The following is a 26,024-nucleotide window of genomic DNA, read 5'->3' as shown; positions in this document are numbered from 1 at the left end:
AACGAAAGTGATATCACAAGCCTTTAATGCAGTTCTGCCCTCATTTTTGATGATGTTTGTTGGATTTGTCTACGGGAGAATTTTCAGAAACAGCGATATAGATATTTTCAATAAAGTAGCGACATGGTTGATGGCCCCGCTGATTACGTTTACTTTTATGAACGACTACGTGCCAACTGCAGACGTTTTACTTAAGTATGCTTTGGGTTTTTCGATAATGTTTTTGATTTCTTTCATGCTCTCAAGGTTACACAAGATTGATAGAGAAGTCTTCTTCACAGGAAATGTCTATGTGAACTCTGGTTATCTTGGATATCCAGTACTACTAGCACTGTGGGGAGAGAAAGCATTAGCGCTTGGCGTTGTTTACTCATTTGTTAATGTATTTTTCGGCAGCACGTTCTTACCAGCACTGATAAGAGGAAAATTAGAATTGAAGAATATATTTAAATTACCATTCTTGTATGCTATTATCTTAGGTTGGGTGCTTGGCGCGTTTGGGATATCTTACAAACAACTACCAGGCGGAGTTCTTACGACGTTTAACTGGATAAAAGAGATGGCGATTCCTTTCTTGCTTTTACAAGTTGGCTTGGGGATTTCAAGGATTGAATTCGCAAGGTCTGACATCAAGAGTTATGCACAAATGGTAATTGAACGACTGATACTGATTCCGCTCGTGTTATATCCGTTAGGATTCATTTTTAAAGGACTTGAAGCGAAGGTCTTTCTTTTGGAGTGTGCGATGCCCATAGGTGTCAACAGTGTAGTTGTTCTCGGTGCATTTAAAAAGGACCTTGTTCCAAAAGCCGGTGTCAGTGTTGCTGTCACAACACTGTTTTCTTTAATAACCTTGCCATTATGGGCTTATATCTTCGAGAAAGTGTTTGGATGAGTTGAATGATAATAAATTCCCGAAGGGAGGAAAGAGCGTGTACTTACAAGATGTTATTAAAACTTTGGATGAGTTTTGGGCAAAGCAAGGTTGTTTCATTGAACAACCATACGATATGGAAATGGGAGCAGGAACGTTCCACACCTCGACATTCTTTGGAGTATTTAGAAACAGGCCGTGGAACGTTGCATTTGTCCAGCCAAGCAGAAGACCTACAGACGGAAGATATGGTGAAAACCCAAATAGAATGCAAAGATTTTACCAGTACCAAGTAATTCTGAAACCACATCCGGAAAAATCGCAAGAACTGTACCTTGAATCACTGAAGGCTCTCGGTATAAATCCAAAAGAACACGATATAAGGTTTGTTGAGGACAATTGGGAATCTCCAACGCTTGGTGCCTGGGGAATCGGCTGGGAAGTCTGGCTCGATGGTATGGAGATAACCCAGTTTACATATTTCCAGCAAGTTGGTGGGATCTCCCTAAAAGAGATACCACTTGAGATAACGTACGGTGTTGAAAGGATAGCTATGTATCTGCAAGGTGTTGACAACGTTTATGATGTCATGTGGAATAAGGACGTGAAGTATGGAGAACTTTTCAAAGAGAACGAAAGGCAGTTCTCGATATACAACTTTGAAGAAGCCGATACGGACTCGTTATTCACGTTGTACGACATCTACAGAAAGCAATTTGATAAACTCATAGAAAAAAGTTTAGTATTTCCTGCCTACGAGCAGTTGCTCAAATGCTCTCACACGTTTAACTTGCTTGATGCGAGGAACGCTATCAGCGTAGCTCAGAGGCAGACTTTCATAAGGGACATAAGGACAATGGCGAGCAAGTGTGCGAAGATGTACGTTGAGACGGAGGGTGGTTCTGATGATAAACAATGAATTCTTCTTTGAAATAGGGGTGGAAGAACTACCGACAACGGAAGTAAAAGGTATAATCCAGCAACTGAACGAGAAGGTGTCTGAATCTCTAAAGACCGAGGGGCTTGAATACAAGGAAGTAAAAGTATTCGTAGCTCCAAGAAGATTCGGGTTTGTAATTAGTGGACTTTCTGAGAGTGCATCGGATAAAACTGTTGAAAAGAAAGGACCAGCAGTTAACGTTGCTTACGATAAAGATGGGCAACCAACGAAAGCGCTTTTAGGATTCTTGAAATCGAACGAAGCGGCGCTTGAAAACGTCAAAATAGTTGATAACTATGTCTACATTACAAAAGTCCAAAAGGGTGTCTCTGCAAGAGAGGCTCTAAAAAAGATGGTGCCGAGTATAATTTACAGCCTAAGATTTAGAAAGCCAATGAAGTGGGGAAAAGGAGAATTTGAGTTTGTTCGAATACCACATCACGTAATTTCATTGTACAATGGTGAAGTGTTAGATTTAGAGATTTTCGGATTGAAAGCCGATGCTAAAACGGTTGGCCACAGGTTCGTTATGGATGAATATTTCAGTGTTAGTTCGTATGAAGATTACATGAGTAAGCTTAACAAGTATTTTGTAATTCCTGAGCTCGACAAACGAAGGGAATTCATACACCAGCAGATTTCGGAGTTCGAAAAGCAAGGGTACGAAGTAGAAAAAGATGAAGAACTTGTCGAAGAGGTTGCAATCTTAACGGAATATCCAAAACTAATACACGGTAAATTTTTGGAAAAATATCTTGCACTGCCGGAAGAACTTGTCAAAACCACAATTAAGCACCACCAGAGGTCTTTTACAGTTAGGAAGAATGGGAAGATGACCAACGACTTTATAGCATTCATAGACATGCCGAGTGACGAGTACGGAAACGCAAGAAGAGGATATGAGAGAGTTATTAACGCTAGACTTGAAGATGCAAGATACTATTATGAAAAAGATGCAAGCGTAAGGCTTGAGAGTTTTAATGAAAGACTTAAAGAAATTGTCTTTCAAAAAGAGCTTGGCACTCTATACAACAAGGTTTTGAGGATAGAAGAACTTTCTAAGCAAATAATAGAAATTTTGGATTTGAATGCTAAGAGTGATACAATATTGATGACGGCAAAGTTAAGCAAAGCGGATATTGGTTCTCACGTTGTTTACGAGTTCCCTGAGCTTCAAGGTACGATGGGAAGAATATATGCATTAAAAGACGGATATCCAAAAGATGTTGCTCTTGGGATTGAAGAACACTATTCTCCAACCCCAACGACAATCGAGGGAGCGATTGTTGGAATAGCGGACAGAGTCGATACAATAGTAGGTAACTTCATAATAGGAAATATACCAAGTGGCTCGAAAGACCCTTATGGTTTAAGAAGCAAAGTTGATGATATATACGCGATTGTTGAAAAATACGATTGGGATATAGACTTGAAAATTGTCATTGATAGAGCTTGTAAATTATTAAATAGAGAAGAACTACCGAAAGAATTATTGGAATTTTTTGAGACAAGATTTGAACTATACAATTCGAACATAAGATACGACATAGCACGTGCTGTTAGGGGTCTTTGGACGAAGCCTTTAAGAGGAATACTTTCAGCAAAGGCGATAGCTAACGTAGTTGGAGCTGAGGAATTTGAGCATTTCCTTGTTGGATTTGAAAGGGTACATAACATAAGTAAAAAACATGGCTCAGTCGAATTTGACGCAGCGAAATTTACACAGAAAGAAGAAAAAGAGTTGTTTGAGAAATACTTGGAGATAAAACCTGTGGTTTTGGATCTTATCGGTCATCTTAACTACAGAGACGCGTTGATAAGGATAACAGAACTCAGGCCATTCATTGATAATTACTTTGACAATGTATTCGTTATGGCGGAACAAGAAGATATTCGTCTTAACAGGCTCGGATTTCTAAAAACGGTGGACACGCTTTTCTCTGAATTTGGTGACTTAACGTTGGTTGAAAGAATCAAATCGTGAAAGGGGTGAAACGATGAAGAAAGTGTTGGTAAGCTTCTTGGTTTTATTTGGTATTGTAATTTTCGGGCAAACATTTACATTGAATGAACTGATGAATGTAACAAAACCATCTGGCGTAGTTGCACAGCCTTATTTAGTAAGAACTGTACTTATTCCAACGAGTTTCAGCGAATTTTATTCTTTTGAAATTGGCGTAGAGGGACACTTAGAATTGTTTGGCCTCAACTTTTCGGCTGGTACTACTTTTAATTACCCAGATTTGGAATTTAACAGACCAGTATACTTAGGTGCTGGTATAACCTTGGGCGGACTGTTTGCATCTTTGAGTTCTCAGGCTCCGAATTTTGAATCTATCACGGACATTTCCAGTTATGACACGCCTACTGTTGCATTCGGTATAGCATCTTCGAGAAAAACCAGTTTTCTTGTTTCTTCATGGTCCCGAGTTGAGATTTCTTACGAGAACAAGAATATTCTGAAGAAGGAAGATGGAAAATTCATTCTTAACAGCGAGGTCGATTGGTTAGATGCTCAAACAACCCTCAAGGTAGAAGGCTGTGACGTTGGATATTTTGCCTTCAGGCTTACCGTTTTCAATATTAAGGAAGCGATGAACGGAAATTTCAAGGCGAATTGGGAATTAGCGCTACCGTTTAGCGCACTTTACATCTATACTGGTCAACCATATGGAGGTGAATGGCTCATCGGACTTGGCATTGCTTATCCATCTTTCAATGCTTTAGGAAGGTATAATTTACAGACAGGACAAATAGATTGGTTTGTTTCGGCACAGATGTAAGGAATCAAAATAAACAATTTGACACTTTTAGTTTCTACGCTTTTGCAAACCATAACTGGGGAGGTGTGCTGGATGAAAAAGATTTTGTGGTGGCTGTTACTTGTAACGTTTGTTATGGCAACTGTTCTAAGCTTTGGTCAGAGCTTGACAGAGATTAAGAAGAGAGGGAAACTCGTCATCGGAACTGAACCAACTTTTCCACCATTCGAATTTGTTGACGAGAAGAACCAAGTCGTTGGATTCGATATAGACATTGCAAATGAACTTGCAAAAAGATTGGGCGTCAAACTTGAAGTTGTGAATTTGCCTTTTGACAGCCTTATTCCTGCTCTTCAACAAGGAAAGATAGACCTTATAATTGCAGGAATGACAATCACGGAAGAAAGGGCAAAAGTTGTTGATTTTTCGAAGCCGTATTTTGAGGCAAACCAGGCTATCGTTGTGAGGAAAGGTTCGGACTTCTTGCCAAAAGGTTTCGACGGGCTTGTCGGCAAAAAGGTTGCAGTTCAACTCGGTACAACAGGTGACCTTGTTGTCAGCGAGATAAAAGGTATAGAAGTTGTCAGATTTCAAAAATTCACAGACGCATTCTTAGAATTACAGAACGGGCGCGTCGATGCTGTTGTTCTTGATGAAGCACCGGCGAAGGCTTATGTTAAAAAATTCCCGAAATTCACAATCAGTGCAGTTGTAGATACAGGAGAGACATATGGAATAGCAGTAAGAAAGGGAAACAAAGAATTACTGAACTTTGTAAATCAAACTCTCGATATAATGAAAGGCTCAGGAACATATTCAAAATTACTACAAAAATGGTTTGAATAATTTTTTTGCGTGCCCCCTATTTTGCATTAGGGGGCACTATTGTTTTTCTTTGTATCATTTAGCATAAATAGGGAGGGAAATTTGTGGAAGCATTAAACGAACTATTCAAGAACTTTCCTTTCTTACTAATAGGAGCTTGGGAGACTTTAAAGCTAACGGCTTTTTCAGTTGGCATCGGTTTAATTCTTGGCACTTTTATAGGCATGGGAAGACTGTCGAAAATCAAGGTAATTAATTATCCATGTACAGCTTACGTAGAATTTTTAAGAGGAACACCTTTACTTGTGCAGATATCCATCATATATTTTGGATTACCTCAACTGGGTATACAACTTGCACCGTATCCTGCTGCTATCACAGCTCTGGGGCTTAATAGTGGCGCATATATAGCGGAAATCGTGAGAGCAGGAATTCAGTCTATTCCAAGAGGACAATACGAAGCCGCAAGATCGCTAGGTTTAACACACTGGCAAACGATGAGATTCATAATACTTCCTCAAGCGTTCCGTAATATCCTTCCAGCGCTCGGAAACGAATTCATAACACTTACAAAAGATAGTTCATTGGCATCGGTTATAGGCGTTGCTGAGTTGATGAGGAGCGGTCAATTTGTGATATCAAGAACGTTCCAAACGTTCTCAATATACTTTGGAATTGCGTTCATATACTTCCTCATGACGTTTGTTATTTCAAGGATCGTAAGGTACATCGAAAGGAGGATGGCAACAGCATGAACGGACATGAGAACACCCAAAATTCGAACGAAATAATTATTAAGATAGAGAATCTTGTAAAGCGATTCGGTAAACTAGAAGTACTCAAGGGAGTAAACCTTGAAGTACGAAAACAGGAGGCAATAGTAATAATAGGACCAAGTGGTGGCGGTAAGAGTACGCTTTTAAGATGTATAAATAAGCTCGAAGAATATCAGGGTGGAAAGATTTACCTTGATGGAGTTGACATCGACAGTTACGATGTAAATAAACTCAGAACAAGAATAGGCATGGTTTTCCAGCAATTCAACCTGTTCCCACACATGAATGTACTCGACAATCTAATTTTAGCCCCAACAAAAGTAAAGAATATGCCTCGAGAAGAAGCTGTCGAGAAAGCTAAACAGCTTTTGAAGCGGGTTGGATTATCAGACAAAATAGAAGCTTATCCAGAACAACTTTCCGGTGGTCAAAAACAGAGAGTTGCAATAGCTCGAGCATTGATGATGGACCCTGAAATAATGCTCTTTGACGAGCCGACATCTGCACTCGACCCAGAGCTTGTTGGGGAGGTCCTTGACGTCATGAAGGACCTTGCAAAGAGCGGAATGACGATGTTAGTTGTCACGCATGAAATGGGATTTGCGAGGGATGTTGCCGATAGAATCATCTTTATATCCGATGGGGTTGTCGAAGAAGAAGGAACCCCCGATGAAGTCTTAAAAAACCCAAAGAAACAACGAACACGTGAATTTTTAAAAAGAATACTGTAAGAAATTTAATGAAGTTCCTTTAACATTCAAAGCGCCTGAAAAGGCGCTTATTTTTTTTTGATTTATCAACTTTTATACTGTATACGAAATGTTAACTAATGTGAATTAAATGTAATATACAAATGTTTCCATACTAAATCCGCTTATTGGCATTTAGTTCGAAATATGTGTCCTTTTCACTTTCTTACAACAATTTACAACAACCACAAAAGTGGTAAAATACTCTCAAGATGCAAGGAAAATCGCACAGTCCGCTGGGGGGTGAAGATATGGTAAATATTGTTCAAGAGCTTGAGAAATGGCTGAGTGAGGAAAGAACGATTCAAGAACTTAAGGCGAAGGCTAAGGAACTGGGATTAACTGTCAAAAAACAAATGACGAAAAACGATGTACACAAGCTTATCGAAAGGTATGTAGAAAGAGTAAAAGCAGTCCAACCTGAAGATTCAACCTTTCAAAGACCATCCTCTGCAACTTCAGCTGCTCAGGTATCATCCATAGTCCACGAAAAACCTGTCAAAGAAGATATAACAGTCCCGGAAGCGTATAATAAAGATAAGCTCTTCGCTATGCCTGTCAATCCGAACTGGATACACTTGTACTGGGATTTTTCTGAAGCGAACCGGGAATTTTTGAAATCTCATCAAGTGAGAAAAGTCGTACTACGAGTTTACGATGTGACGTTTATAGAATTCGACGGAACAAACGCACACAGGACATTTGAAATTAATGTTGACATCAACAATATGAAGAATTATTACTTAAACGTACCAATGCCGGGAGCACATTACCTTGCCGAAATTGGCTATTATGATCAAGAAGGTAAATACAAGTTCATATTACGCTCCAACCTATGTAAAACACCCGTTAATTCGCCAAGTCAGTCAACGAGGGAAAGATGGATGGATTTGAGAAAGAGAAGAAGGATAGTTATGCCTTCAGGCGGTATGTTAACACCTGTTGTTGAAAGAATTAGTGGCTCCGTTCAAGGTTTGGAACATCTTTTTCGGATTTCGAGTGTTGGAAGCATCAGCTTTATTCAACTTAGTGGGAAGGGGATGTAAATATGCCACGTGGACAGATAATGTTCGTACTACATGCTCACCTGCCATATGTTCACCATCCAGAATATCCGTTCTTCTTGGAAGAGCACTGGTTGTTTGAAGCTATAACCGAGACATACATCCCGCTACTTAGGATGTTTAAAAAGCTTGAAGAAGAAAAGGTACCTACAAAACTAACAATGTCTATTACTCCACCATTGATGGAAATGTTGGCCAACCATGATCTCCAGGAGAAATATGAAAAACATCTTGAAAAGCTGATAGACCTTGCAAGAAAAGAAGTTGAGCGAACAAAGAATGAACATCCTACTAAGCACAAGATGGCACAGTACTACCTTACACATTTGCAAGAAACTTTGCATATTTTCAAAGATCAGTACAAGAGAAATATATTAAACGGCTTCAAAGAATACATGGCGAGGGGTTATCTCGATGTAATAACCTGTAACGCTACTCACGGTTATTTACCATTTATGGAACAATACCCACAAGCCATCAGAGCCCAGCTCGAACAAGCAGTTAAAACGTATGAAAGACACATGGGAGTTAAGCCGCGCGGTATCTGGCTTGCAGAATGTGCATATTTCCCAGAGCTGGATAGATATCTCGCAGAATACGGTATTGAATACTTCTTTGTAGATTCGCATGCACTTTGGTATGCTGACGAAAGACCACGATATGGAGTTTACAGACCGGTCATCACTCCAAATAATGTCTTTGCATTTGCGAGAGATCCTGAGAGTTCAGAACAAGTGTGGAGTGCGCAGATTGGTTATCCTGGGGACTCAAATTACAGAGAATTCTACAGGGACATTGGATTCGACAGAGAGTACGAATATATAAGGCCTTATATTGATCCAAGCGGTGTAAGGATGAACACTGGCATAAAATACCATAAAATTACTTCAAAAGATGTACCACTGGAGAAGAAAGATTACTATGACATAGACATTGCGAAACAAACAGCAATGAACCACGCAAAGGACTTCCTTAGAAAGAAGGAAGCACAAGTAGAATACTTATTAGATTTATTTGAAGGTCTGAAACCAATTATTGTGGCACCATTTGATGCTGAGCTTTTCGGACACTGGTGGTATGAGGGACCATTTTTTATCGAATATTTCATGCGAGAGGCAGCCAAAAGTCAGAAGCTTCGTGTTGTCAGAGCTTGCGACGTTGTCGACTGGATAGAAAAAGTTCAGATATTAACACCTGCCGCTTCGAGTTGGGGTGCAAATGGATACAATGAAGTCTGGCTCAACGGTACGAACGACTGGATTTATCCGCACCTTCACGAAATGGTAGAGAAAATGACAGAGATGGCAAAACAACACTCAGAAGAAACTGATCCAATTAAGATTAGAACTCTTAATCAAATGGCAAGAGAATTACTCTTAGCACAATCGAGCGACTGGGCATTTATAATGACAACGAGAACGAGCGTAGAGTACGCTGTTAACAGAACCAAAACGCATATTAAACGATTCTTAAACTTGTACGATATGATAAAGAGTGGTAATATAGATGTAGGGGAGTTACAGAGACTCGAATACGTCGACGATATATTCCCAGACATCGATTACAAAATGTATCTAAAATTCTGATTTTGAAATGAGTCTCTAATTCCCCCGAGGTTGTTCAACAATCTCGGGGGTATTGTTATGAAAAACCGACACATTGTGAAGAACTTATCAAATTGTCAAGTTAGTGCCAATCACGAGGTTTTATTCCATTATTTTTAAAACCCGAAAGGAGGTAAGGAAAGTGCCAGCAAACATATTTGAGATCAGATGGCATGGAAGAGCTGGACAAGGTGCAAAGAGTGCATCTCAGATGTTAGCAGAAGCCGCTCTTGACATGGGCAAGTACGTTCAAGCATTCCCAGAGTACGGTGCGGAGAGAACAGGTGCACCGATGAAAGCCTTCAACAGAATCTCTGACGAACCAATCCTTCTCCACTCATCAGTCGAAAAGCCACACCTTGTAGTCGTTATCGATGACACACTTCTTGGTAACCCCGATATACTTTCCGGAACAACAGAAGAGACGATACTCATAGTCAACACTGTTAAATCAGTGGAATGGGTAAGGAAAAAGTCGGGATTCAACGGCAAGGTATGCGTTGTGAGAGCAACGGACATTGCTGTCGAAGAACTCGGCAGGGGAACGCCAAACACGGTTATGCTTGGTGCGATAGCAAAAGTTACAGGAGTTATAGAATTGAAGTACGTTGAAGATAAGATAAGAGACATGTTCCTCAAAAAGTTCGGTGAAGAGGTTGTTCAGAAGAACATAAAGGCACTTCACAGAGGATACGAGGAGGTGACCTGCAGTGCCTGAACTCAAGGGTTGGAAGGAACTGCCAATTGGTGGTTTGATAGTTGAACCAGGTAACGCAAGACAATACAAAACTGGAACATGGAGAGTAATGAGACCCGTTTACCAAGCAGAGAACTGTATTCACTGTATGCAATGTTGGCTTTACTGTCCTGATCAGGCAATCGTAGTAGAAATAGTTGATGGAAAGCCAAAGATGAAAGGTTACAACTACTACTACTGTAAAGGTTGCGGACTTTGTGCAAACGTATGTCCAAAGAGCATTGATCCAAAGACGAAACAACCAGCTCCGGAAGACAAGAGAGCTATAGTAATGAGACCGGAAACAGAATTCGCGGATGAGTAAGGAGGTGCGAAAATGCCTTTAAAACAAGCAATTACAGGTGCAGAAGCGATAGCTTATGCAATGAAGCAAATAAATCCAGATGTCGTGGCAGCCTATCCTATCACGCCACAGACACCTGTTGTTGAGTACTTTGCAAAATATGTTGCTGATGGTGTTGTCGATACAGAGATGATCCCTGTTGAAAGTGAACACTCAGCGATGAGTGCAGTTGTTGGTGCAGCTGCAGCAGGCGCAAGATCATTTACTGCGACAGCAGCTGTTGGTCTTGCTTTAATGCATGAAATAGTTTTTATAGCAGCATCGTTGAGACTTCCAATAGTTATGGCTGTTGCAAACAGAGCACTTTCCGGGCCAATCAACATCCACTGCGACCACAGCGACTCGATGGCTGAAAGAGACAGCGGATGGATTCAACTCTGGGCAGAAAACGCACAGGAAGCATACGACTTCACAGTCATGGCTTACAGAATCGCAGAGCATCCTGACGTAAGACTCCCGGTCATGGTAAACTTCGACGGATTCATCATTTCTCACGGCGTCGAGGTTGTTGAGACACTTGACGATGAAGTTGTGAAAAACTTCGTTGGAAAACCAATAAGAATGAATTCACTGCTCGATACGTCAAAACCAGTAACATATGGTCCACTCGATCTGTACGACTACTACTTCGAACACAAACGCCAACAAATTGAAGCGATGAAGCATGTTCCTAAAGTATTCAAACAAGTTGCAGAAGAATTTGCTAAGATTTCCGGAAGAAAATACGACTTGGTTGACGAATACATGGTTGACGATGCAGAATACATAATGGTTGCGCTTGGTTCCACGGCAGGAACAATCAAGCACACAATCAACGAACTCAGAGCTCAAGGAAAGAAAGTTGGATTAGTCAAACCATGGGTATTCAGACCATTTATTAAGGCTGAATTCCAGAGAGTACTCAACGCAAGGAAAGGCGTCGTAGTGCTCGACAGAGCAGCATCGTTTGGTGCAGAAGCTCCACTTTACGAAGCAATAAAATCTGCACTTTACGAAGTCGCGGTAAGACCACAACTTGGAAGCTATGTATATGGTCTTGGTGGAAGAGACATAACACCTGATCACATAAAACAAGCATTTGAGGATGCCTTCAAAGGTAACCTCATTGCTGATGAAGAAAGATACCTTGGACTCAGAGAATAAGGAGGTGTAATGGATGCCTTTGAATGCTATAGAACTTGCGAAGATGTTTCATGATAAAAATCCTGGAATGACACAAGGTCACAGAATGTGTCCAGGATGTGCCGCTCCAAACGTAGTAAGGTTCGCACTCATGACAGCTATTGCTAAAGGATACGAACCGATCATAGGAATCGCAACGGGTTGTCTCGAAGTTTCTACAACAATTTATCCATACACAGCTTGGAATATTCCTTATATACACAACGCATTCGAGAACGTTGCAGCAACAATAAGCGGTGTTGAGACAGCATACAGGGCTCTGCTCAGAAAAGGAGAACTCGATAAAGACAAGAAATACGCATTCTTCGCATTTGGTGGAGATGGCGGTACATATGACATCGGTCTTCAATCGCTCTCCGGCGCAGTCGAAAGAGGCCACAAATTCATCTACATTGTTTACGACAACGAAGGTTACATGAACACAGGTAACCAGAGATCCGGTGCAACACCTCCAGGTTCAGACACAACAACAGCACCGGTTGGAAAGAAACTCGCAGGTAAGCTCCAGCTGAAGAAAAACCTTGTTGAAATAATGGCATCACACGAAAACGTATACGTTGCAACCGTATCAACTTCTGATCCCGTAGACTTCATGAAAAAGATAGAAAAAGCCCTTGAATTCGATGGACCATCATTCATCGCAGCTTACTCACCATGTGTCAGATTCTGGCGCGTTGCAGATGACAAAGCAGTTGACATGAGCAAACTCGCCATTGAAACACTCTACTGGCCACTCTACGAAGTCGAAAGAGGAGTTTACAGAGTGACGAAGAAGGTAAGCAATCCAAAACCAGTTGCAGAATACATCAAAGCGCAGGGAAGATTCAAACCGATGCTCTCAAGACCAGACGCTCAGGAAATCTTAGACGAACTCCAGGAATACGTCAACAGAAGATACGAAAGACTCCTTGCTCTTGAAGAAGCAACAAAAGACAAGCCAATTAGATAACATGTTGAATAAATCAAGAAGGCTTCGGTTCTTCCGAAGCCTTCTTTTTTGTTATACTTTGTTATACTTTCTGGCAAATCAGCTCATCTTTGCCATCGAATATCAAATGCGAGTAAGCCAAACATCCGGCATAGCATGAAGTGTCGTACAACTCGCAACTCGCACACACGTTAGGCAAAAGAACTGATGGATTGTAAGAATACCAAATTTCTTTAAAACTCTTTTCCCGGATATTGCCCATATAGAATTCTGGGCTGTATCTGAAATGTCCGCAAGGGACGACTGTTCCATCAACAAGGATAGAGGCATGCGTCCTTCCAGCCGTGCACTTCTCACCTATGATATTTTCCTCAATATGCAACTCAACATCGCTTGAATAAGAATTTAATCTGTCCCTGACAAATTCTACATGTGTTCTCTCTGGCATTAATAAATCCTTATTTAAAAGCCCTCTTCCAACAGGAACAAACCTATCGACATACAGAGCAGTTCCTAAATCTTGCGCTAAAGTAATCATATCTTCTACATACTTATAATTCAGCCGATTGACAACAAAAAGAATCGTCACATCGAATCCTGCCAAGATGAAATTCTTCAAACCAGCAAGTGTCTTTTCAAAAGTTCCCTTGCCTCGAATCTTCTCGTGGATTTCTGGGATAGGACCATCCAAAGAGACACCTATTGAAAGCTCCGGACATGCTCTTTTCAACTTTTCGCACACTTCAGGCGTTGCTAACGATGCGTTCGTGTTCATGAGCATTTTTAAGCCTTTGGAGTATCCGTATGAAAGAACTTCATATATATCTTGCCTTAAAAGAGGCTCACCACCGACTATATCTAAAAGCTCTGCATCAGCCTCTACAAGCTGGTCGATGACGAGCTTTATCTCTTCGGTTGACAATTCGTATCTTGACTTCTTCCCAGCGTTACAGTAACAATGCAGACAATTATAATTACAAGCTGTGGTTATCTCGAATTCGATATTCTTTGGACGAGGGCGTGATGGGTTCATCTAACAAACACCTCCAACTCGTACTCAAGAAGCTAATTGTTTTGTGAATTCTTAGTAATCTATCTGTGAAAAATTGTTCGAACTATGAGTCTGTATACAATATAAATTATAACACAACCACTAACCCTGCTATGAAAGGATTGCCATCACTTGTACCATGGAGAAAAAGCAGCTTTTGGTACACTTGCTCAGTTAGTGCTACAAAACGGTTCGATAGAGGAAATTGAAGAATTCTTAGACTTCTGCACAAAAGTTGGGCTTCCAGTAACATTAGAGCAGATGGGAGTTGTGGAAAAGGTTGAAGAAAAAATCAAATTGGTTTCAGAAGCTGCTTGTGCAGAAGGAGAAACTATTCACAACATTCCATTCAAGGTAACGCCAGATATGGTCTATGCAGCGATTCTTACAGCTGATAAGCTGGGAAAGGAGTATCTTCAAAGACAGTAAATAAAATCAATTCGGATATTCATTTTCAAACCAAAAAACCCCGATTCCTCGGGGCTTCTTTTTCAAAACTTTTATTATCTCAACTCAAACTCCACCGTCTGGACATCTTTTGAATTTGGACCTATCATGAGTTGGAATTTGCCTTTTTCCGATACATATTCCATATTCTCGTTATGGAATCTGAGCATTTCTTCCCTTATCTCAAACACGACTTCCTTTTCTTCTCCTACTTCCAAATGTATCTTTTTAAACCCTTTCAATTCTTTAACCGGCCTGACAACACTTGCTACCATGTCCCTTATGTAAAGTTGGACTATTTCATCTCCAGGATATCTTCCGACGTTCTTGACTTTTACACTTGCTTTGATTACACTGTCCTGAGTTAAGACTTTCTTGTCTAACTTAACCTTTGAGTATTTAAATTCCGTATAGCTTAGCCCAAATCCGAAAGGTAATAAAGGTGCGTTGGGTATGTCTATGTAGTGCGAGCAGAATCTTTCTGTGCTATCTTCGCTTGGTTTTGGCCTTCCTGTATTGAAATGGTTGTAATACACTGGTATCTGACCAACTGTGTATGGGAAACTCATAGTTAACTTGGCTGAAGGGTTTTTGTCGCCGAACAATATGTCTGCGATTGCATTTCCACCTTCTGTGCCCGGGAACCATGCTTCGAGGATTGCGGGTGCAATGTTGTACAGCTCTCTAATCTCTAATGGCCTTCCGTTGAAGAGTACAACAACTGTGGGCTTTCCAAGTTTTATAATTTCTCTTGCCAATTCCTCTTGCCTTCCTGGCAAAGTTATAAACGCTCTGCTCCTTGCTTCTCCGCTCATGTCATAATGCTCACCAAGTGCGAGGACTATTATATCGGCTTCGTTTGCTGCTTTCAAAGCTTGTCTGAGCGATTTCTTGAACTGCGAATCACTCTCGCCTTCGATTTCACAGCCCTTTGCAACTAAGACTTTGCTTTCGCCTATCTTGTTGGCGATTCCTTCTTTCAACGAGACGGATTCTTCCCATTTTCCCTGCCAGGACCAAGGACCTAAGATAGCGTGTTCATCGGAATAAGGACCTATTATAGCCAATTTTCTGATGTTTTTATCAAATGGTAAAACATCTTGGTTTTTCAGCAGAACAACTGATGCCGCTGCCACTTCGCGTGCAATCCTTCTATGTTCATCACATAAGACAATTTGTTTTTCCTTTTCTTTGTCTGCGCCTTTGAATGGATTTTCAAACAAGCCAAGCTCTTCCTTGAGTTTTAGTATCCTGTAGACAGCTTCATCGATGAGTTTTTCGTCTACTTTCCCTTCTTTGACTAACTTCTCCAAATTCTTAGCATAGCATCCTGTCATCATGTCTATATCAGCGCCAGCTTTTATAGCCTTCTCGGCAGCTTCCTTTTCGTCCTCTGCAACTCCGTGAGGAATAAGTTCCTTTATCGCACCCCAGTCGGATATAGTTACGCCGTCAAATCCCCATTCGCCTCTCAAAATGCCTCTCAAGAGCCACTTGTTGCCTGATGAAGGTATGCTGTTGACGGTGTTGAATGAAGTCATAACCATCTTGCACCCTTCATCGATAGCTGCCTTATATGCAGGCAGGTAAAATTCCCTAAGCATCCTTTCAGAGATATCAACGGTATTGTACTCTCTTCCACCTTCCACCGCTCCGTACGCTGCAAAGTGCTTTACACAGGATGCGATGTTTCCTTCTTTTGAAATATCATCTCCTTGGTAACCTCTCACAAATGCACGTGCCATAACGCTGTTCAAATATGGATCTTCTCCTGTCGACTCCATAACTCTTCCCCATCTTGGATCTCTGACGAGGTCAACCATAGGTGAGAACGTTACGTGCACACCACCTGCTGAAGCTTCTATCGCAGATACCCTTGCTGCTTTCTCAACTAACTTCTCATCCCAAGTACAGCCAAGCGCCAGTGGAATAGGGAATATCGTCCTGTATCCGTGGATGATGTCAGCCATGAACATAAGGGGGATTTTCTTTTGGTTTCTTTCTAAGTACATCTTCTGTATTTCTATTGTTTCTTCAGCTCCCGCTGTTCCCAACACAGAACCAGCGTTCCACACATCAGAATCCTTAATTCCGAGCCATTCCATAGGACCTGTTACTATACCTTTAGCACTATCTTTGAAAAGGAATGGTGCTAATTGCACCAACTGTCCTATTTTTTCTTTTAATGTCATAGACTGTAGCAGTTTCTTGATATCTACTTTCTTCCTTCCCACGATACCTGCCTCCTCAATCGTGTGGTCTATTGATATATTTGTAATTTTTCAATACTCAAAGAAACTTGCTTATATAATGGTATACCTTGTATTTGCGAGTTGTCAATCGATTTTGACATATAACAAAAAAGCAAAAGCCCTGAGAAATCAGGGCTTTTAGAACTATATGTAATGATTTTTATTGAGAACAGAACTCTTATTAATTAAAGAACTATCAATTATTCTAGTGAGTCACAAGTTGTATCTCGCCATTATATAGATGTCCGCATACTTTCCCTCTTTAACTGCAGCGTATTTCTTTATTCCCTCTATTTGAAATCCTAAGGATTCATAAAGTTTTATGGCTCTCTCGTTATCAACAAAAACCACAAGTTTGATTCTTAGTAGTCTCGACCAATTATCTGCCAAGTCTAAGATTTCATTTGATAATGCTCTACCTATTCCTCTACCCTTGTAATCCTTGTGAACTGCAATGCCGAGGCGTGCAGAGTGTCCTTGTCTCGGGTTTGTGTTCACATGAAGTCCAATAAATCCAACTACTTTCTTTTCTCCGTTTTCTGTTATCCTTGCCACAAACACATGGTCGTTTGGTCCCAAATCCCTTATATACTCTTCGGATTTTGTTATCATTTCACTCTTAATACCGAGTGTTGTCTCCCTTGTACCATCCATAGTCCGCAATTCACTGAGAAAGATACGTCTTCTAACCTTATAGGTCTAACAGTCACATCCATTAAAGCATCCCCATGACTAAATGATCAAAGAATATCAATGAAGAAGAAAATCATCTAATACTTTTGTAAACCAGCACAAAAAAGCAATTGTTTCACTTAGTATATAGAACCGAACTGATTACAGGTATACTACGTCACCGGATTAAAGAAAAAGCCCTGATTTCTCAGGGCTTTTCTATCTGGTGGAGGCGGCGGGAATCGAACCCGCGTCCGAAAGTAAATCCACGTTGGCATCTCCGAGCGCAGTCTGTGATTTGGATCTCGCCAGTTAGTCGCCCACAGACAGGCTACTAACTAACCAGCCTCACTGAGTAAGGTAGTTTCAGACGTGAGGCGCATCCGAACTACCTGGCCAGTTGGGTCACGCCCAACTACAGAGCACTGGCCAGACTCTGTAGCGGACGGCTACCTGTTAATTAGGCAGCGAGAGGAACGTATTCGTTGGCACTTAACTTTTTCCTGCCGTTTTTTAACGCGGACAGCAGGCAACCTCGGCTCGCTTCCAACGAAGACTTACCCCCGTCGAAACCGTTCGCCCCCAATATTAAATTGTCAATGACTTTCTTTCCAATATAATTAGACTATTTTAAAGCAAGAATCGTTTAAGACAAATGGATACAGATGTATTGAAAAAATAACGCCCTTGATAGGGCGCGTCTATTATTTTGGTGCCGAGGGCGGGATTTGAACCCGCACGGTCCCAATGACCGCATGGCCCTCAACCATGTGCGTCTGCCAATTCCGCCACCTCGGCATAGATTTGGATTTTTATCGCGATCGCTATATATTATACCACGAGATGAAAAATTCGTCAAGAAGCCTTTTTGAAGTGATTTTCGTTCAAAACATTCAAAGAATTTCGATAAAAAAAGAGCGCTTGTGCGCTCGCACGGAATTTCTAAAATCTGGAGCGGGTGACGGGTTTCGAACCCGCGACCCCTTGCTTGGCAAGCAAGTGCTCTACCGCTGAGCTACACCCGCTCGTTAACCTTCTACCTGGTGCGAGAGGAGGGATTTGAACCCTCACGGGATTATCAGTCCCACTGGATTCTAAGTCCAGCGCGTCTGCCAATTCCGCCACTCTCGCACCTCTCTGGTGACCCGGGCGGGATTCGAACCCGCGACCCCCTGATTAAAAGTCAGGTGCTCTACCTGCTGAGCTACCAGGTCACCTATTCGTCTTTGGCAAGACGTGCCGATAAGAATAATATCATATGCTCTTTAAAGTGTCAAGGGGTGAAATGTATTTCGAGAAAACATAAGAACGGCTATGTTTCGAAAGCTGGCAGAGAGTTATGCGAGATGAGCAGGTATCTCTTGGTTTAGAATTGAAGAACGAAAAACAGAATTCACTGCGTAGAAGATTATTTCGCCCTTATGTATAATTGCAATCTTGTCGGCTAGCTCTATAGCGTCTTCTTTGTCATGAGAGACAAAGATGCAGGTTTTTCCAGTTGATTTGATTATATCTTTAATTTCTCGTCGTATGCTTTCTTGAAGGGTCGCATCGAGATTGCTAAAAGGCTCATCTAACAATACCATAGACGGGTCCATCGCTAATGCACGTGCGAGTGCCACTCTCTGCTGTTGCCCGCCGCTGAGCTGGTACGGATATCTATCTCTTAATTCCTCAATTTTCAGCATTTTCAATATTCTATAAAGAATCTCTTCTCTTTTTGACTTATCTTTTTCACGAACACCGAAGAGTATATTTTGCGATACATTAAGGTGTGGGAAAAGTACGTAATCTTGAAACACAAATCCGACATTTCTCTTTTCAGGTGGAACGAACGTCACGTCATCTACCATTGTTTTTCCTGCAATTCTAATGCTACCTTGCTGTGGTATTTCCAGTCCGGAGATTAAACGAAGAAGAGTGCTCTTTCCGCTTCCACTCTCGCCTAAGATGCATATAATTTCTCCTTCTTCTACGCTGAAATTTACGTTCTTGAGAGCGTAATCTTTCGAATTTCTATAGCGAAAATATAAATCTTTGATTTCTAAGAACATTCACTTCACCTCTTTTGTGTTCAGATGAGTTACTAAATAAACTCCTGCAGTACAAATAAGAACGAGTATTAAAGACAAAACAGATGCCTCAGGGAGCATTTCGTCGGAAGTGTACTGATAGATCTTTGTTGCGAGCGTTTCAAAGTTGAATGGCCTGAGGATTAATGTTAGCGGCAGTTCTTTAAAGATTTCAAGCATGACAAGGAGTATAGCACTTACGACAGCTGGCCTAAGCATTGGCAAGTCAACCTTGAAAAACGTGGCAGTCACACCGTGCCCGAGCGTTCTTGAAGCTTCAAAAAAAGACTTGCCAATCTTTTGAAAACCAGCTTCTATCGAGCTGTAACCAACTGCGAGAAATCTTATCAGGTACGCAAATAAAAGAATTACCGTCGTTGAACTGAGCAAGAAACCGGCGTTGCCGTTAAATAACACGTTATTTAGAGAGAAGATTACATACAAAATTCCGATAGCCACAACAGCACCGGGTACGGAATATCCAAAAGTCGCCAATTCCCTATACGATTTAATGAAACCGTTTGTTGCTATTCTGACGGTATTCGCGATAATCAGAGAAAAGACTACAATAACAATTGTTGCAGTGATGGCTATCTTCAACGAATTAAGGACAAAAACAATAAGTTCTGAATTAAGTAGTAAATTGAGTGAGAAAGAAGCCGAATAGATTATCTGTATTAGTGGAATTAGAAAGCCGATTGAAAATATGGCAAAGGCGAAGAGACTGACCAAGACACCTTTGAGACCACCAAGCTTTTCACGGTTTAGAGGCTTTACTTTCGTTGTCGTGTATTCATATCTTTTCCTTCTTCTCGAAAACCTCTCTATGAATAATAATACGAATACGAAAACCATGAGCGTGGAAGCTACTTTTTTAGCTGCTGTCAGATCGCCCATGTTGAACCATGCTGTGAAAATAGTTGTGCTGAGTGTCTGAATCCCAAAGTACTTTACCACGCCATAGTCGTTCAAAACTTCCATGAGCACGAGGCTAACTCCGGCAATTATTGGACCACGCGATATTGGCAAAACGACTTTAAAGAAAATCTCCCATGCATTTTTCCCGAGCGTTCTTGAGACTTCAATCAGTGAACCAGATTCTTTTTGGATAAAAGATCTTGCGATAAGATATACATAAGGAAATAGGAAAACTGTGTAGATGAATATTGCACCTTTGATATTCATAATATCGAAGTACTCTTGATTGACTTGAATTCCGAGACTTCTCAAAAACAGCTGAACAGGTCCTGTGTAACTAAGCAAATTGCTGTAAGTATAAGCCCCTACGTATGGTGGGAAAGCCAGGGGCAAGACAAGTGCCCACGAAAAGAAGTTCCTCAGTGGAAAGTCGTAGCGGACCACAAACCATGCCGCCGTAACGCCGATTACAGATGAAAATATTCCGGTGAACAGCAGCATAACAACAGTGTTCTTGATGTGGTCTTTTAAAAGGTAACTCTTGATGTGCTCCCAGTAAGGGCTGATATTGTTTACACTACCAAAAAATACAGCCACGTTAGGCAGAAGTATAAAGACAATAGCAGTAAGGCTTAGAAGGCTCCAGTAATTAAGAAAGCTTTGTCTTAATTTACCCAGAAAATCACCCTCTTTGAGTCAAAAATAGATCGCAGGCAGTAATATAGTATTACCTGCGGTAAAGATTACTCAGATTATTTCCATCCAACTATATTGAATATCATTGCTGCCTTGCTGCCAAGTTCACCTATTCTGGAAAGCCTTATGTTTTGCTCTGTGAATGTTCCCCAAGATTTCAACAACTCTCCCGGCTCAACCTCTGGATTAATTGGGAATTCATAATTTGCATCTGCATACATCTTTTGAACTTTGGGCGATAGGAGGAATTCCATTAACTTGATAGCGTTGTGGTGATTCTTTGCATACCTTACTAATCCCATACCACTGATATTAACATGTGTAGGATTCGGGAATATAACTCCAATCTTGCTCACAGCTGAACGTTCTTCTGGGTCGCTTGAATTAATCATGAGCCCTACATAATAGCTGTTAACGATAGCGATGTCACCAACACCAGCGGCGATAGCTTTTATCTGATCTCTGTCATTTCCTTTCGGTTCGCGAGCCAGATTAGAAACTATCTTTGAAGCCCAGTCGCGAGCATAATCTTCACCGTGCAAAGCAATTAGAGAAGCAAGAAGCGAGCGGTTATAAACATGTGCTGATGTTCTAACAAGAATCTTACCCTTCCACTTTGGGTTCGCCAAATCCTGATATGTTTTTATCTCAGATGGATTTACTCGCTCTTTTGAATAGACTATAACCCTTGCTCTTTTCGTAAGTGCGAACCAATAGTTATCAACGTCGCGGAACTTTTCTGGAATTACACGATTTAGAAATTCACTCTTCACAGGCTGGAGCAAACCTTCTTCTTTTGCTGAATATAACCTTCCAACATCCGCAACGATGATAAGGTCAGCTTGCGTATTCTTGCCTTCAAGTTTAAGTCGCTGAACTAATTCATCAGAACCAATTTTAAGCACGTTAACTTTAATGTTTGTCGATTGCTCGAATAGCTTGAAAATAGCATCGTCAGTTTCATAATGTCTGTCAGTATAGACGTTCACCACGCCATTTGCTAAAAGAACAGTTCCAGCCAAAAGTAAAAAGCTCAGTACCAAAAACAAGCTCCTAAACTTCATAGTCTGTTCTTCCTCCTTCTTCTTTGTATTCTTTATGCTTTTGAGACTGAGTCTCAATTACATTTATATCCTATCATATGTGAAAAGGTTGTCAAGATAGAAATTTGGTAACCCTAAGTATATTAGGATATGTCCAAACTTGGATATTGACTAAAACACACAAGGGGCGTATAATATGTTTGGAAATGAAAATCATTTGCATGTTTTTGCAAAGAACTTTAGAAGAATGCTAAGGAAGGTGTGTTTCGAAAGATGGTTCGGATGACAAAGAATAAAGAGAAGGTTTTCAATGAGATAATGAATTCATCAGTTCCTTTGACGGCATATGAGGTAAGCCGGGCTCTTCCTGGTATGAGCCTTACAACTGTTTACCGTGCTCTTGATTATTTATCGAAGAACGGATATATAAAGAGCTTCTCTCTTGGGGAATTCACATACTATTATTCAGCCGCAACACACAGGCACTTTTTCAGGTGTTCGAAATGTGGAAGATTGTTCCCAATCGAAGATTGCTACATGGAAGATTATGAAAGAGAGATTTCAAAGCGCTACGGTTTTGAGATAGAAGAGCACTTTATTCTTTTCTCTGGACTTTGCCAAGAGTGTCGGGAAAAATTAGAATAGACCATCTCGGAGGTGTTTGTATGGATTTCAAAAAGCTCTTGATATGTGCTGTTACAGTAGTTATGTTTTTTGGTTCAGCATTCGCATTGAACATAGTCGCTACTATAAATCCATATTATTTGATAGTTAAAGATATGGTTAAGGATGTTAGCGGGGTTAGTGTAAGTCTTTTAATAAAGCCAGGCTCAGATCCGCACACTTTCAGTCCGTCTGTTAGTGATGTCAAACTTTTAGCGAAAGCAGATATAATATTTGCCAATGGCTTGGGACTGGACAATGCTTATCTGAAGAATTACAAAAGTGTTGTTTATCTTGGAGAGTACATACCAAAGGATAAGCTTTCAAAAGACGAAGTGCATGTTGAAGATGAACATGGAGAGGAATATGAAGAAGGTTACAACCCACATGTATGGCTGTCGCCCGAGTTTCTGGCAAAGTACATTGTGCCGAAAATCAGGGACGAGCTTTCAAAAAAAGATGCAAGAAATGCTGAGAGATACAAAATTCACACAAAGGAAATTATCACTTCTCTTACGAATATTTCTTCCAAGTTTGATAAACTCTTATCAGGTAGAAAAAATGCTGTTGTCATTCTGGACCACCCTTCTTATTTCTATCTATTTAAGAGATACAACATAGATATTTTGTCCGTTGAAGAAGGACATGGGAAGCAACCATCAGCAAAGCATATAAAAGAAATCGTTGAAGAAGCAAAGAAGAACAAATTAATAGGCATTTTCGTTGGACCGCAATTCAACAAATCGGGCATCGAAACAATTTCCAAGGAACTGAAGAGGAATTACAAAATCTTAGATCCAATCGGCGCAAAGGCTAAGAGTATTACTGAACTTTTTGAAAGTGCTTATGTATCAATCAAGGAGGCGCTCGATGGAAAATAAGCAGATAGTGATAAGAGTCAAGAATCTTTCAGTAAAATTTGGAGAAGTGGATATCCTGAAAAATGTTTCTTTTGAATTGAATCGCGGTGAATTTGCCGGCATAATCGGTCCAAACGGTGCTGGAAAGTCTACGCTTGTAAAAGCAATCCTTGGGTTTATACCTTTTGATGGTGAAGTGGTAGTTAATGGCAAAGTTGGTTATGTGCCACAGCTTTCGCAGTTCAACAGGGAACTTCCGATGAGTGTGTACGATTTCGTAAGAATCGCTATTCGAAGAGATAAGAAATGCGAAGGCAAAGTAGAAGAAGTTCTTAAGAGGGTTGGGCTTGAAGGGTATTCTAAAAAGCTTGTAGGTAAGCTTTCTGGTGGGGAATACCAGAGGGCAATGTTGGCTCGTGCATTGCTCTCGGAACCGGATATCCTTATATTAGATGAACCTGAATCTGGTGTTGATGAACTTGGTAAAGCAAGATTCTACGAGCTTTTGAACGAACTTAGGGAAGAAAAGGGAATCACTATTCTTATGGTCAGCCACGATATTGGTATGGTATTCGAAAAGTGTTCAACGGTTATGTGCTTGAACAAAACACTACACTGCCATGGACCAACAAATAATATTAGCCCCGAAGATGTGAAGAAAATGTTCGGAGAATTCGACATTTGGCTCAGGGCAGACAAGCATTATGAGGTCGAACACATTCATCACGTCGGAGAAGACGAATCTTCTTCCAAAGGAAAGGGGCAGTGAATATGTCCTTTCTTACTGACTTAGCAAGTTTCGAATTCCTTAGGTATTCTCTGACAGCCTCTTTTCTTGTAGCTTTTCTCACGGGACTTGTCTCGCCTGTTATAGTCTACAAGCGCATGGAATTCATTGGTGATGGATTAGCCCATGCAATCTTTGCTGGCGTTGCATTCGCTGTTTTGATGGAATTCAACATATTCTTAGGTTCAGTCCTCGCTACTTTAGTTTTTGCATACCTTGTGTATGTGATAAGTAAGAAGGAAGTTATTGCGGAAAGCACAGCGATTGGTATGTTGCTTCCGGTGTTTATGGCGATTGGTGTTATAGTCTTTTCCAAGTCTCCACGATACACCACTGATGTTACTGCTTATTTGTTTGGCAATCTATTGCTCATCTCAAAAAGCGATGTCTTGTTGATAGCGATAATTCTGGCGATTGTTACGCCAGTTATACTGCTTAATAAATATGAAATAGCCTACTGGATTGCCGATGAGAAAATGGCGGAGTTTTATGGCATCAAGACCAAAATCCTCAAGTTAATAGTGCTTTTCTCAATATCGATGGTTGTTGTCTCTTCGCTAAAGTTAGCGGGTGTCATAGTCATGGGAGCGTTTTTGGTTTTGCCAGGAGTATTTGCAAAGCAGTTTGCCAACTCTTTTGGAGATGCTATAAGAAAATCTGAGATTTTTAGCATAGTGTTTTCGTTTGCTGGTTACATATCAGCATACTATTTTGATACGCCACCTGGTCCAACGATTGTACTCTCGCTTTTTGCTGGCTTCATTTTAAGTTTGCCCTTTAACAAATACAGGGCTTAATCTTTGAGCGAAGTATTCTGTGGTATAATTGTTTAGCATGTAATTTTGGTTGAGAATGAACAAGGGGGAAAGAATATGGAATTTGGCTTTGTCGATACGAAAACTGTAAGAAAGTCGCTTCCAGTGTTTTTACACGGAGGTGATAAGGGGGTACTTCTAATCCACGGCTTTACAGGTTCACCGCATGATTATGAATACATGGCATATGAAATCAATAGGGCCGGCTTCACGGTATCTGTTCCAAGATTGCCAGGACACGGCACGTGTGGTGCTGATTTTCTAACCACCACGAGACATGACTGGCTGAGAAGAGCACACGATGCGTATTATGATCTCAAAGCACTATGTAGCGAAGTGTACATCGTTGGCTTATCAATGGGTGGTGTAATAGCACTGATCTTAGCTTCTCATCTGAGACCGAAGAAACTTGTCACCTTGGCAGCAGCAACACATACAAGCGATAGCAGAATAAAATTGACACCTTTGTTGGCTTTATTTAAAGAAAAGATGATACGAGAGAACAACGATGTATATAGTGATCCAGACCTCGAATATCTTAAAAGAGAGTACTGGTCATTCAACTGGCCCAAACAAGCAGCCGAGTTGTACAAATTGATGAAACTTTCCAGGAAAACTGTCAAAGAAATAACGAGTGACACGTTGGTTGTAGCTGCAAGAAACGATAATACCGTTCCTCTATCAGCTGCTGAATTCATTTACAACAACATAAGGTCAGAAAGAAGGAAATTGTTGATTTTCGAAAAATCTGGACACGTGCTGAGCAACGATGTGGAGAAGGAAGATGTAACAAGAGCTGTGATTGAATGGTTGAACGGATAGTGTGAAGGGTTGACAAAAGTGTATGGGTGGTGTAGAATAAAAATAGACAAAATTTGTCTAATTTTTACAATTAGTTAATCCTAAGTCTTTAAACATGGGGTATAATAGGAGTGTAAAACGAA

Annotated in this window: 25 protein-coding genes, 4 tRNA genes and 1 other RNA gene; 19 read left to right on the top strand and 11 right to left on the bottom strand. The window is 40.7% G+C overall.

What is annotated here, in order from left to right; translation table 11 throughout:
* Positions 1–7 precede the first annotated feature (7 nt).
* The 13 genes from BUA11_RS05020 (at position 8) to BUA11_RS04960 (ending at position 12,825) form a co-directional block, all read left to right on the top strand.
* Entirely contained in the window at positions 8–895 is an 888-nt protein-coding gene (locus BUA11_RS05020; protein ID WP_072759050.1) for an AEC family transporter, read from the top strand.
* 37 nt (positions 896–932) lie between these two features.
* The gene (locus BUA11_RS05015; RefSeq protein ID WP_072759048.1) at positions 933–1,793 is read left to right on the top strand and encodes a glycine--tRNA ligase subunit alpha; all 861 of its coding nucleotides are present in this window, start codon (positions 933–935) and stop codon (positions 1,791–1,793) included.
* Positions 1,780–3,798, top strand: coding sequence for a glycine--tRNA ligase subunit beta (glyS, locus tag BUA11_RS05010; RefSeq protein WP_072759046.1), 2,019 nt, complete (start codon positions 1,780–1,782; stop codon positions 3,796–3,798). The genes BUA11_RS05015 and glyS overlap by 14 nt, the downstream gene beginning before the upstream one ends.
* Positions 3,799–3,811: 13 nt before the next feature.
* Positions 3,812–4,597, top strand: coding sequence for a hypothetical protein (locus BUA11_RS05005; RefSeq protein ID WP_072759044.1), 786 nt, complete (start codon positions 3,812–3,814; stop codon positions 4,595–4,597).
* 72 nt (positions 4,598–4,669) lie between these two features.
* Positions 4,670–5,422 (top strand): basic amino acid ABC transporter substrate-binding protein, encoded by a 753-nt coding sequence (locus tag BUA11_RS05000; RefSeq protein ID WP_072759042.1) that lies wholly within the window; start codon positions 4,670–4,672, stop codon positions 5,420–5,422.
* Between the two features lie 83 nt (positions 5,423–5,505).
* Complete coding sequence (locus tag BUA11_RS04995; protein WP_072759040.1) at positions 5,506–6,156, top strand: amino acid ABC transporter permease; 651 nt, start codon at positions 5,506–5,508, stop codon at positions 6,154–6,156.
* Positions 6,153–6,908 carry an amino acid ABC transporter ATP-binding protein gene (locus tag BUA11_RS04990; protein WP_084634363.1) on the top strand — a complete coding sequence of 252 codons (756 nt, stop codon included), beginning with the start codon at positions 6,153–6,155 and terminating at the stop codon, positions 6,906–6,908. The genes BUA11_RS04995 and BUA11_RS04990 overlap by 4 nt, the downstream gene beginning before the upstream one ends.
* Positions 6,909–7,177: 269 nt before the next feature.
* Positions 7,178–7,972: a DUF4912 domain-containing protein gene (locus BUA11_RS04985; protein ID WP_072759038.1), complete on the top strand. Its 795-nt coding sequence runs from the start codon at positions 7,178–7,180 to the stop codon at positions 7,970–7,972.
* Positions 7,973–7,974: 2 nt separating this feature from the next.
* A complete protein-coding gene (locus BUA11_RS04980) occupies positions 7,975–9,576 on the top strand; it encodes a glycoside hydrolase family 57 protein (RefSeq protein WP_072759036.1) in 1,602 nt (533 codons plus the stop codon).
* A 160-nt stretch (positions 9,577–9,736) separates the two neighbouring features.
* Positions 9,737–10,312, top strand: a complete 576-nt coding sequence (locus tag BUA11_RS04975; RefSeq protein WP_072759035.1) for a 2-oxoacid:acceptor oxidoreductase subunit gamma family protein — start codon at positions 9,737–9,739, stop codon at positions 10,310–10,312.
* Positions 10,305–10,655, top strand: a complete 351-nt coding sequence (locus BUA11_RS04970; RefSeq protein ID WP_072759033.1) for a 4Fe-4S binding protein — start codon at positions 10,305–10,307, stop codon at positions 10,653–10,655. Before BUA11_RS04975 ends, BUA11_RS04970 begins: the two co-directional genes overlap by 8 nt.
* Before the next feature lie 12 nt (positions 10,656–10,667).
* Complete coding sequence (porA, locus tag BUA11_RS04965; protein ID WP_072759031.1) at positions 10,668–11,837, top strand: pyruvate synthase subunit PorA; 1,170 nt, start codon at positions 10,668–10,670, stop codon at positions 11,835–11,837.
* 13 nt (positions 11,838–11,850) lie between these two features.
* Entirely contained in the window at positions 11,851–12,825 is a 975-nt protein-coding gene (locus BUA11_RS04960; RefSeq protein WP_072759029.1) for a thiamine pyrophosphate-dependent enzyme, read from the top strand.
* A gap of 61 nt (positions 12,826–12,886) precedes the next feature.
* Here BUA11_RS04960 and BUA11_RS04955 read toward each other — a convergent pair whose 3' ends face one another.
* Positions 12,887–13,837, bottom strand: a complete 951-nt coding sequence (locus BUA11_RS04955; protein WP_072759027.1) for a radical SAM protein — start codon at positions 13,835–13,837, stop codon at positions 12,887–12,889.
* Between the two features lie 150 nt (positions 13,838–13,987).
* On the opposite strand from BUA11_RS04955, the gene BUA11_RS04950 reads away from it, so the two are divergent.
* Positions 13,988–14,284 (top strand): dehydroquinate synthase/iron-containing alcohol dehydrogenase family protein, encoded by a 297-nt coding sequence (locus tag BUA11_RS04950; protein ID WP_072759024.1) that lies wholly within the window; start codon positions 13,988–13,990, stop codon positions 14,282–14,284.
* Positions 14,285–14,358: 74 nt separating this feature from the next.
* Here the strand turns inward: BUA11_RS04950 and bglX are convergent, their stop codons facing one another.
* From bglX to BUA11_RS04900, 10 genes are all read right to left on the bottom strand, one after another.
* Positions 14,359–16,536 carry a beta-glucosidase BglX gene (bglX, locus tag BUA11_RS04945; protein ID WP_218587312.1) on the bottom strand — a complete coding sequence of 726 codons (2,178 nt, stop codon included), beginning with the start codon at positions 16,534–16,536 and terminating at the stop codon, positions 14,359–14,361.
* Between the two features lie 231 nt (positions 16,537–16,767).
* Positions 16,768–17,208, bottom strand: a complete 441-nt coding sequence (locus BUA11_RS04940; RefSeq protein WP_072759022.1) for a GNAT family N-acetyltransferase — start codon at positions 17,206–17,208, stop codon at positions 16,768–16,770.
* A gap of 242 nt (positions 17,209–17,450) precedes the next feature.
* Positions 17,451–17,810, bottom strand: a transfer-messenger RNA (tmRNA) gene (gene ssrA / locus BUA11_RS04935).
* A gap of 126 nt (positions 17,811–17,936) precedes the next feature.
* Positions 17,937–18,024: transfer RNA gene (locus BUA11_RS04930), tRNA-Leu, on the bottom strand.
* 152 nt (positions 18,025–18,176) lie between these two features.
* Positions 18,177–18,251, bottom strand: a tRNA-Gly gene (locus tag BUA11_RS04925).
* 16 nt (positions 18,252–18,267) lie between these two features.
* Positions 18,268–18,357: transfer RNA gene (locus tag BUA11_RS04920), tRNA-Leu, on the bottom strand.
* Between the two features lie 7 nt (positions 18,358–18,364).
* Positions 18,365–18,440 (bottom strand) — tRNA-Lys (locus BUA11_RS04915).
* A 123-nt stretch (positions 18,441–18,563) separates the two neighbouring features.
* Positions 18,564–19,280, bottom strand: coding sequence for an ABC transporter ATP-binding protein (locus BUA11_RS04910; protein ID WP_072759021.1), 717 nt, complete (start codon positions 19,278–19,280; stop codon positions 18,564–18,566).
* On the bottom strand, positions 19,281–20,717 hold the full coding sequence (locus BUA11_RS04905; protein WP_281246565.1) for an ABC transporter permease: 1,437 nt from the start codon (positions 20,715–20,717) through the stop codon (positions 19,281–19,283).
* A 251-nt stretch (positions 20,718–20,968) separates the two neighbouring features.
* Positions 20,969–21,976, bottom strand: a complete 1,008-nt coding sequence (locus BUA11_RS04900; protein WP_072759017.1) for a Fe(3+) ABC transporter substrate-binding protein — start codon at positions 21,974–21,976, stop codon at positions 20,969–20,971.
* Positions 21,977–22,228: 252 nt separating this feature from the next.
* Between BUA11_RS04900 and BUA11_RS04895 the strand changes: the two genes are divergently transcribed.
* From BUA11_RS04895 to BUA11_RS04875, 5 genes are all read left to right on the top strand, one after another.
* Complete coding sequence (locus BUA11_RS04895; protein WP_072759015.1) at positions 22,229–22,600, top strand: Fur family transcriptional regulator; 372 nt, start codon at positions 22,229–22,231, stop codon at positions 22,598–22,600.
* Positions 22,601–22,620: 20 nt separating this feature from the next.
* Positions 22,621–23,499 (top strand): metal ABC transporter substrate-binding protein, encoded by an 879-nt coding sequence (locus tag BUA11_RS04890; RefSeq protein ID WP_072758990.1) that lies wholly within the window; start codon positions 22,621–22,623, stop codon positions 23,497–23,499.
* Entirely contained in the window at positions 23,489–24,247 is a 759-nt protein-coding gene (locus tag BUA11_RS04885) for a metal ABC transporter ATP-binding protein (protein ID WP_072758988.1), read from the top strand. The genes BUA11_RS04890 and BUA11_RS04885 overlap by 11 nt, the downstream gene beginning before the upstream one ends.
* A 2-nt stretch (positions 24,248–24,249) precedes the next feature.
* Positions 24,250–25,062, top strand: coding sequence for a metal ABC transporter permease (locus BUA11_RS04880; protein ID WP_072758987.1), 813 nt, complete (start codon positions 24,250–24,252; stop codon positions 25,060–25,062).
* 75 nt (positions 25,063–25,137) lie between these two features.
* The gene (locus tag BUA11_RS04875) at positions 25,138–25,902 is read left to right on the top strand and encodes an alpha/beta hydrolase (RefSeq protein ID WP_072758985.1); all 765 of its coding nucleotides are present in this window, start codon (positions 25,138–25,140) and stop codon (positions 25,900–25,902) included.
* Positions 25,903–26,024 lie beyond the last annotated feature (122 nt).

The sequence above is a fragment of the Fervidobacterium gondwanense DSM 13020 genome (genome assembly GCF_900143265.1).
GTDB classification, from domain to species: Bacteria; Thermotogota; Thermotogae; order Thermotogales; family Fervidobacteriaceae; genus Fervidobacterium; species Fervidobacterium gondwanense.
This window is presented reverse-complemented; position numbering and strand designations above follow the sequence as displayed.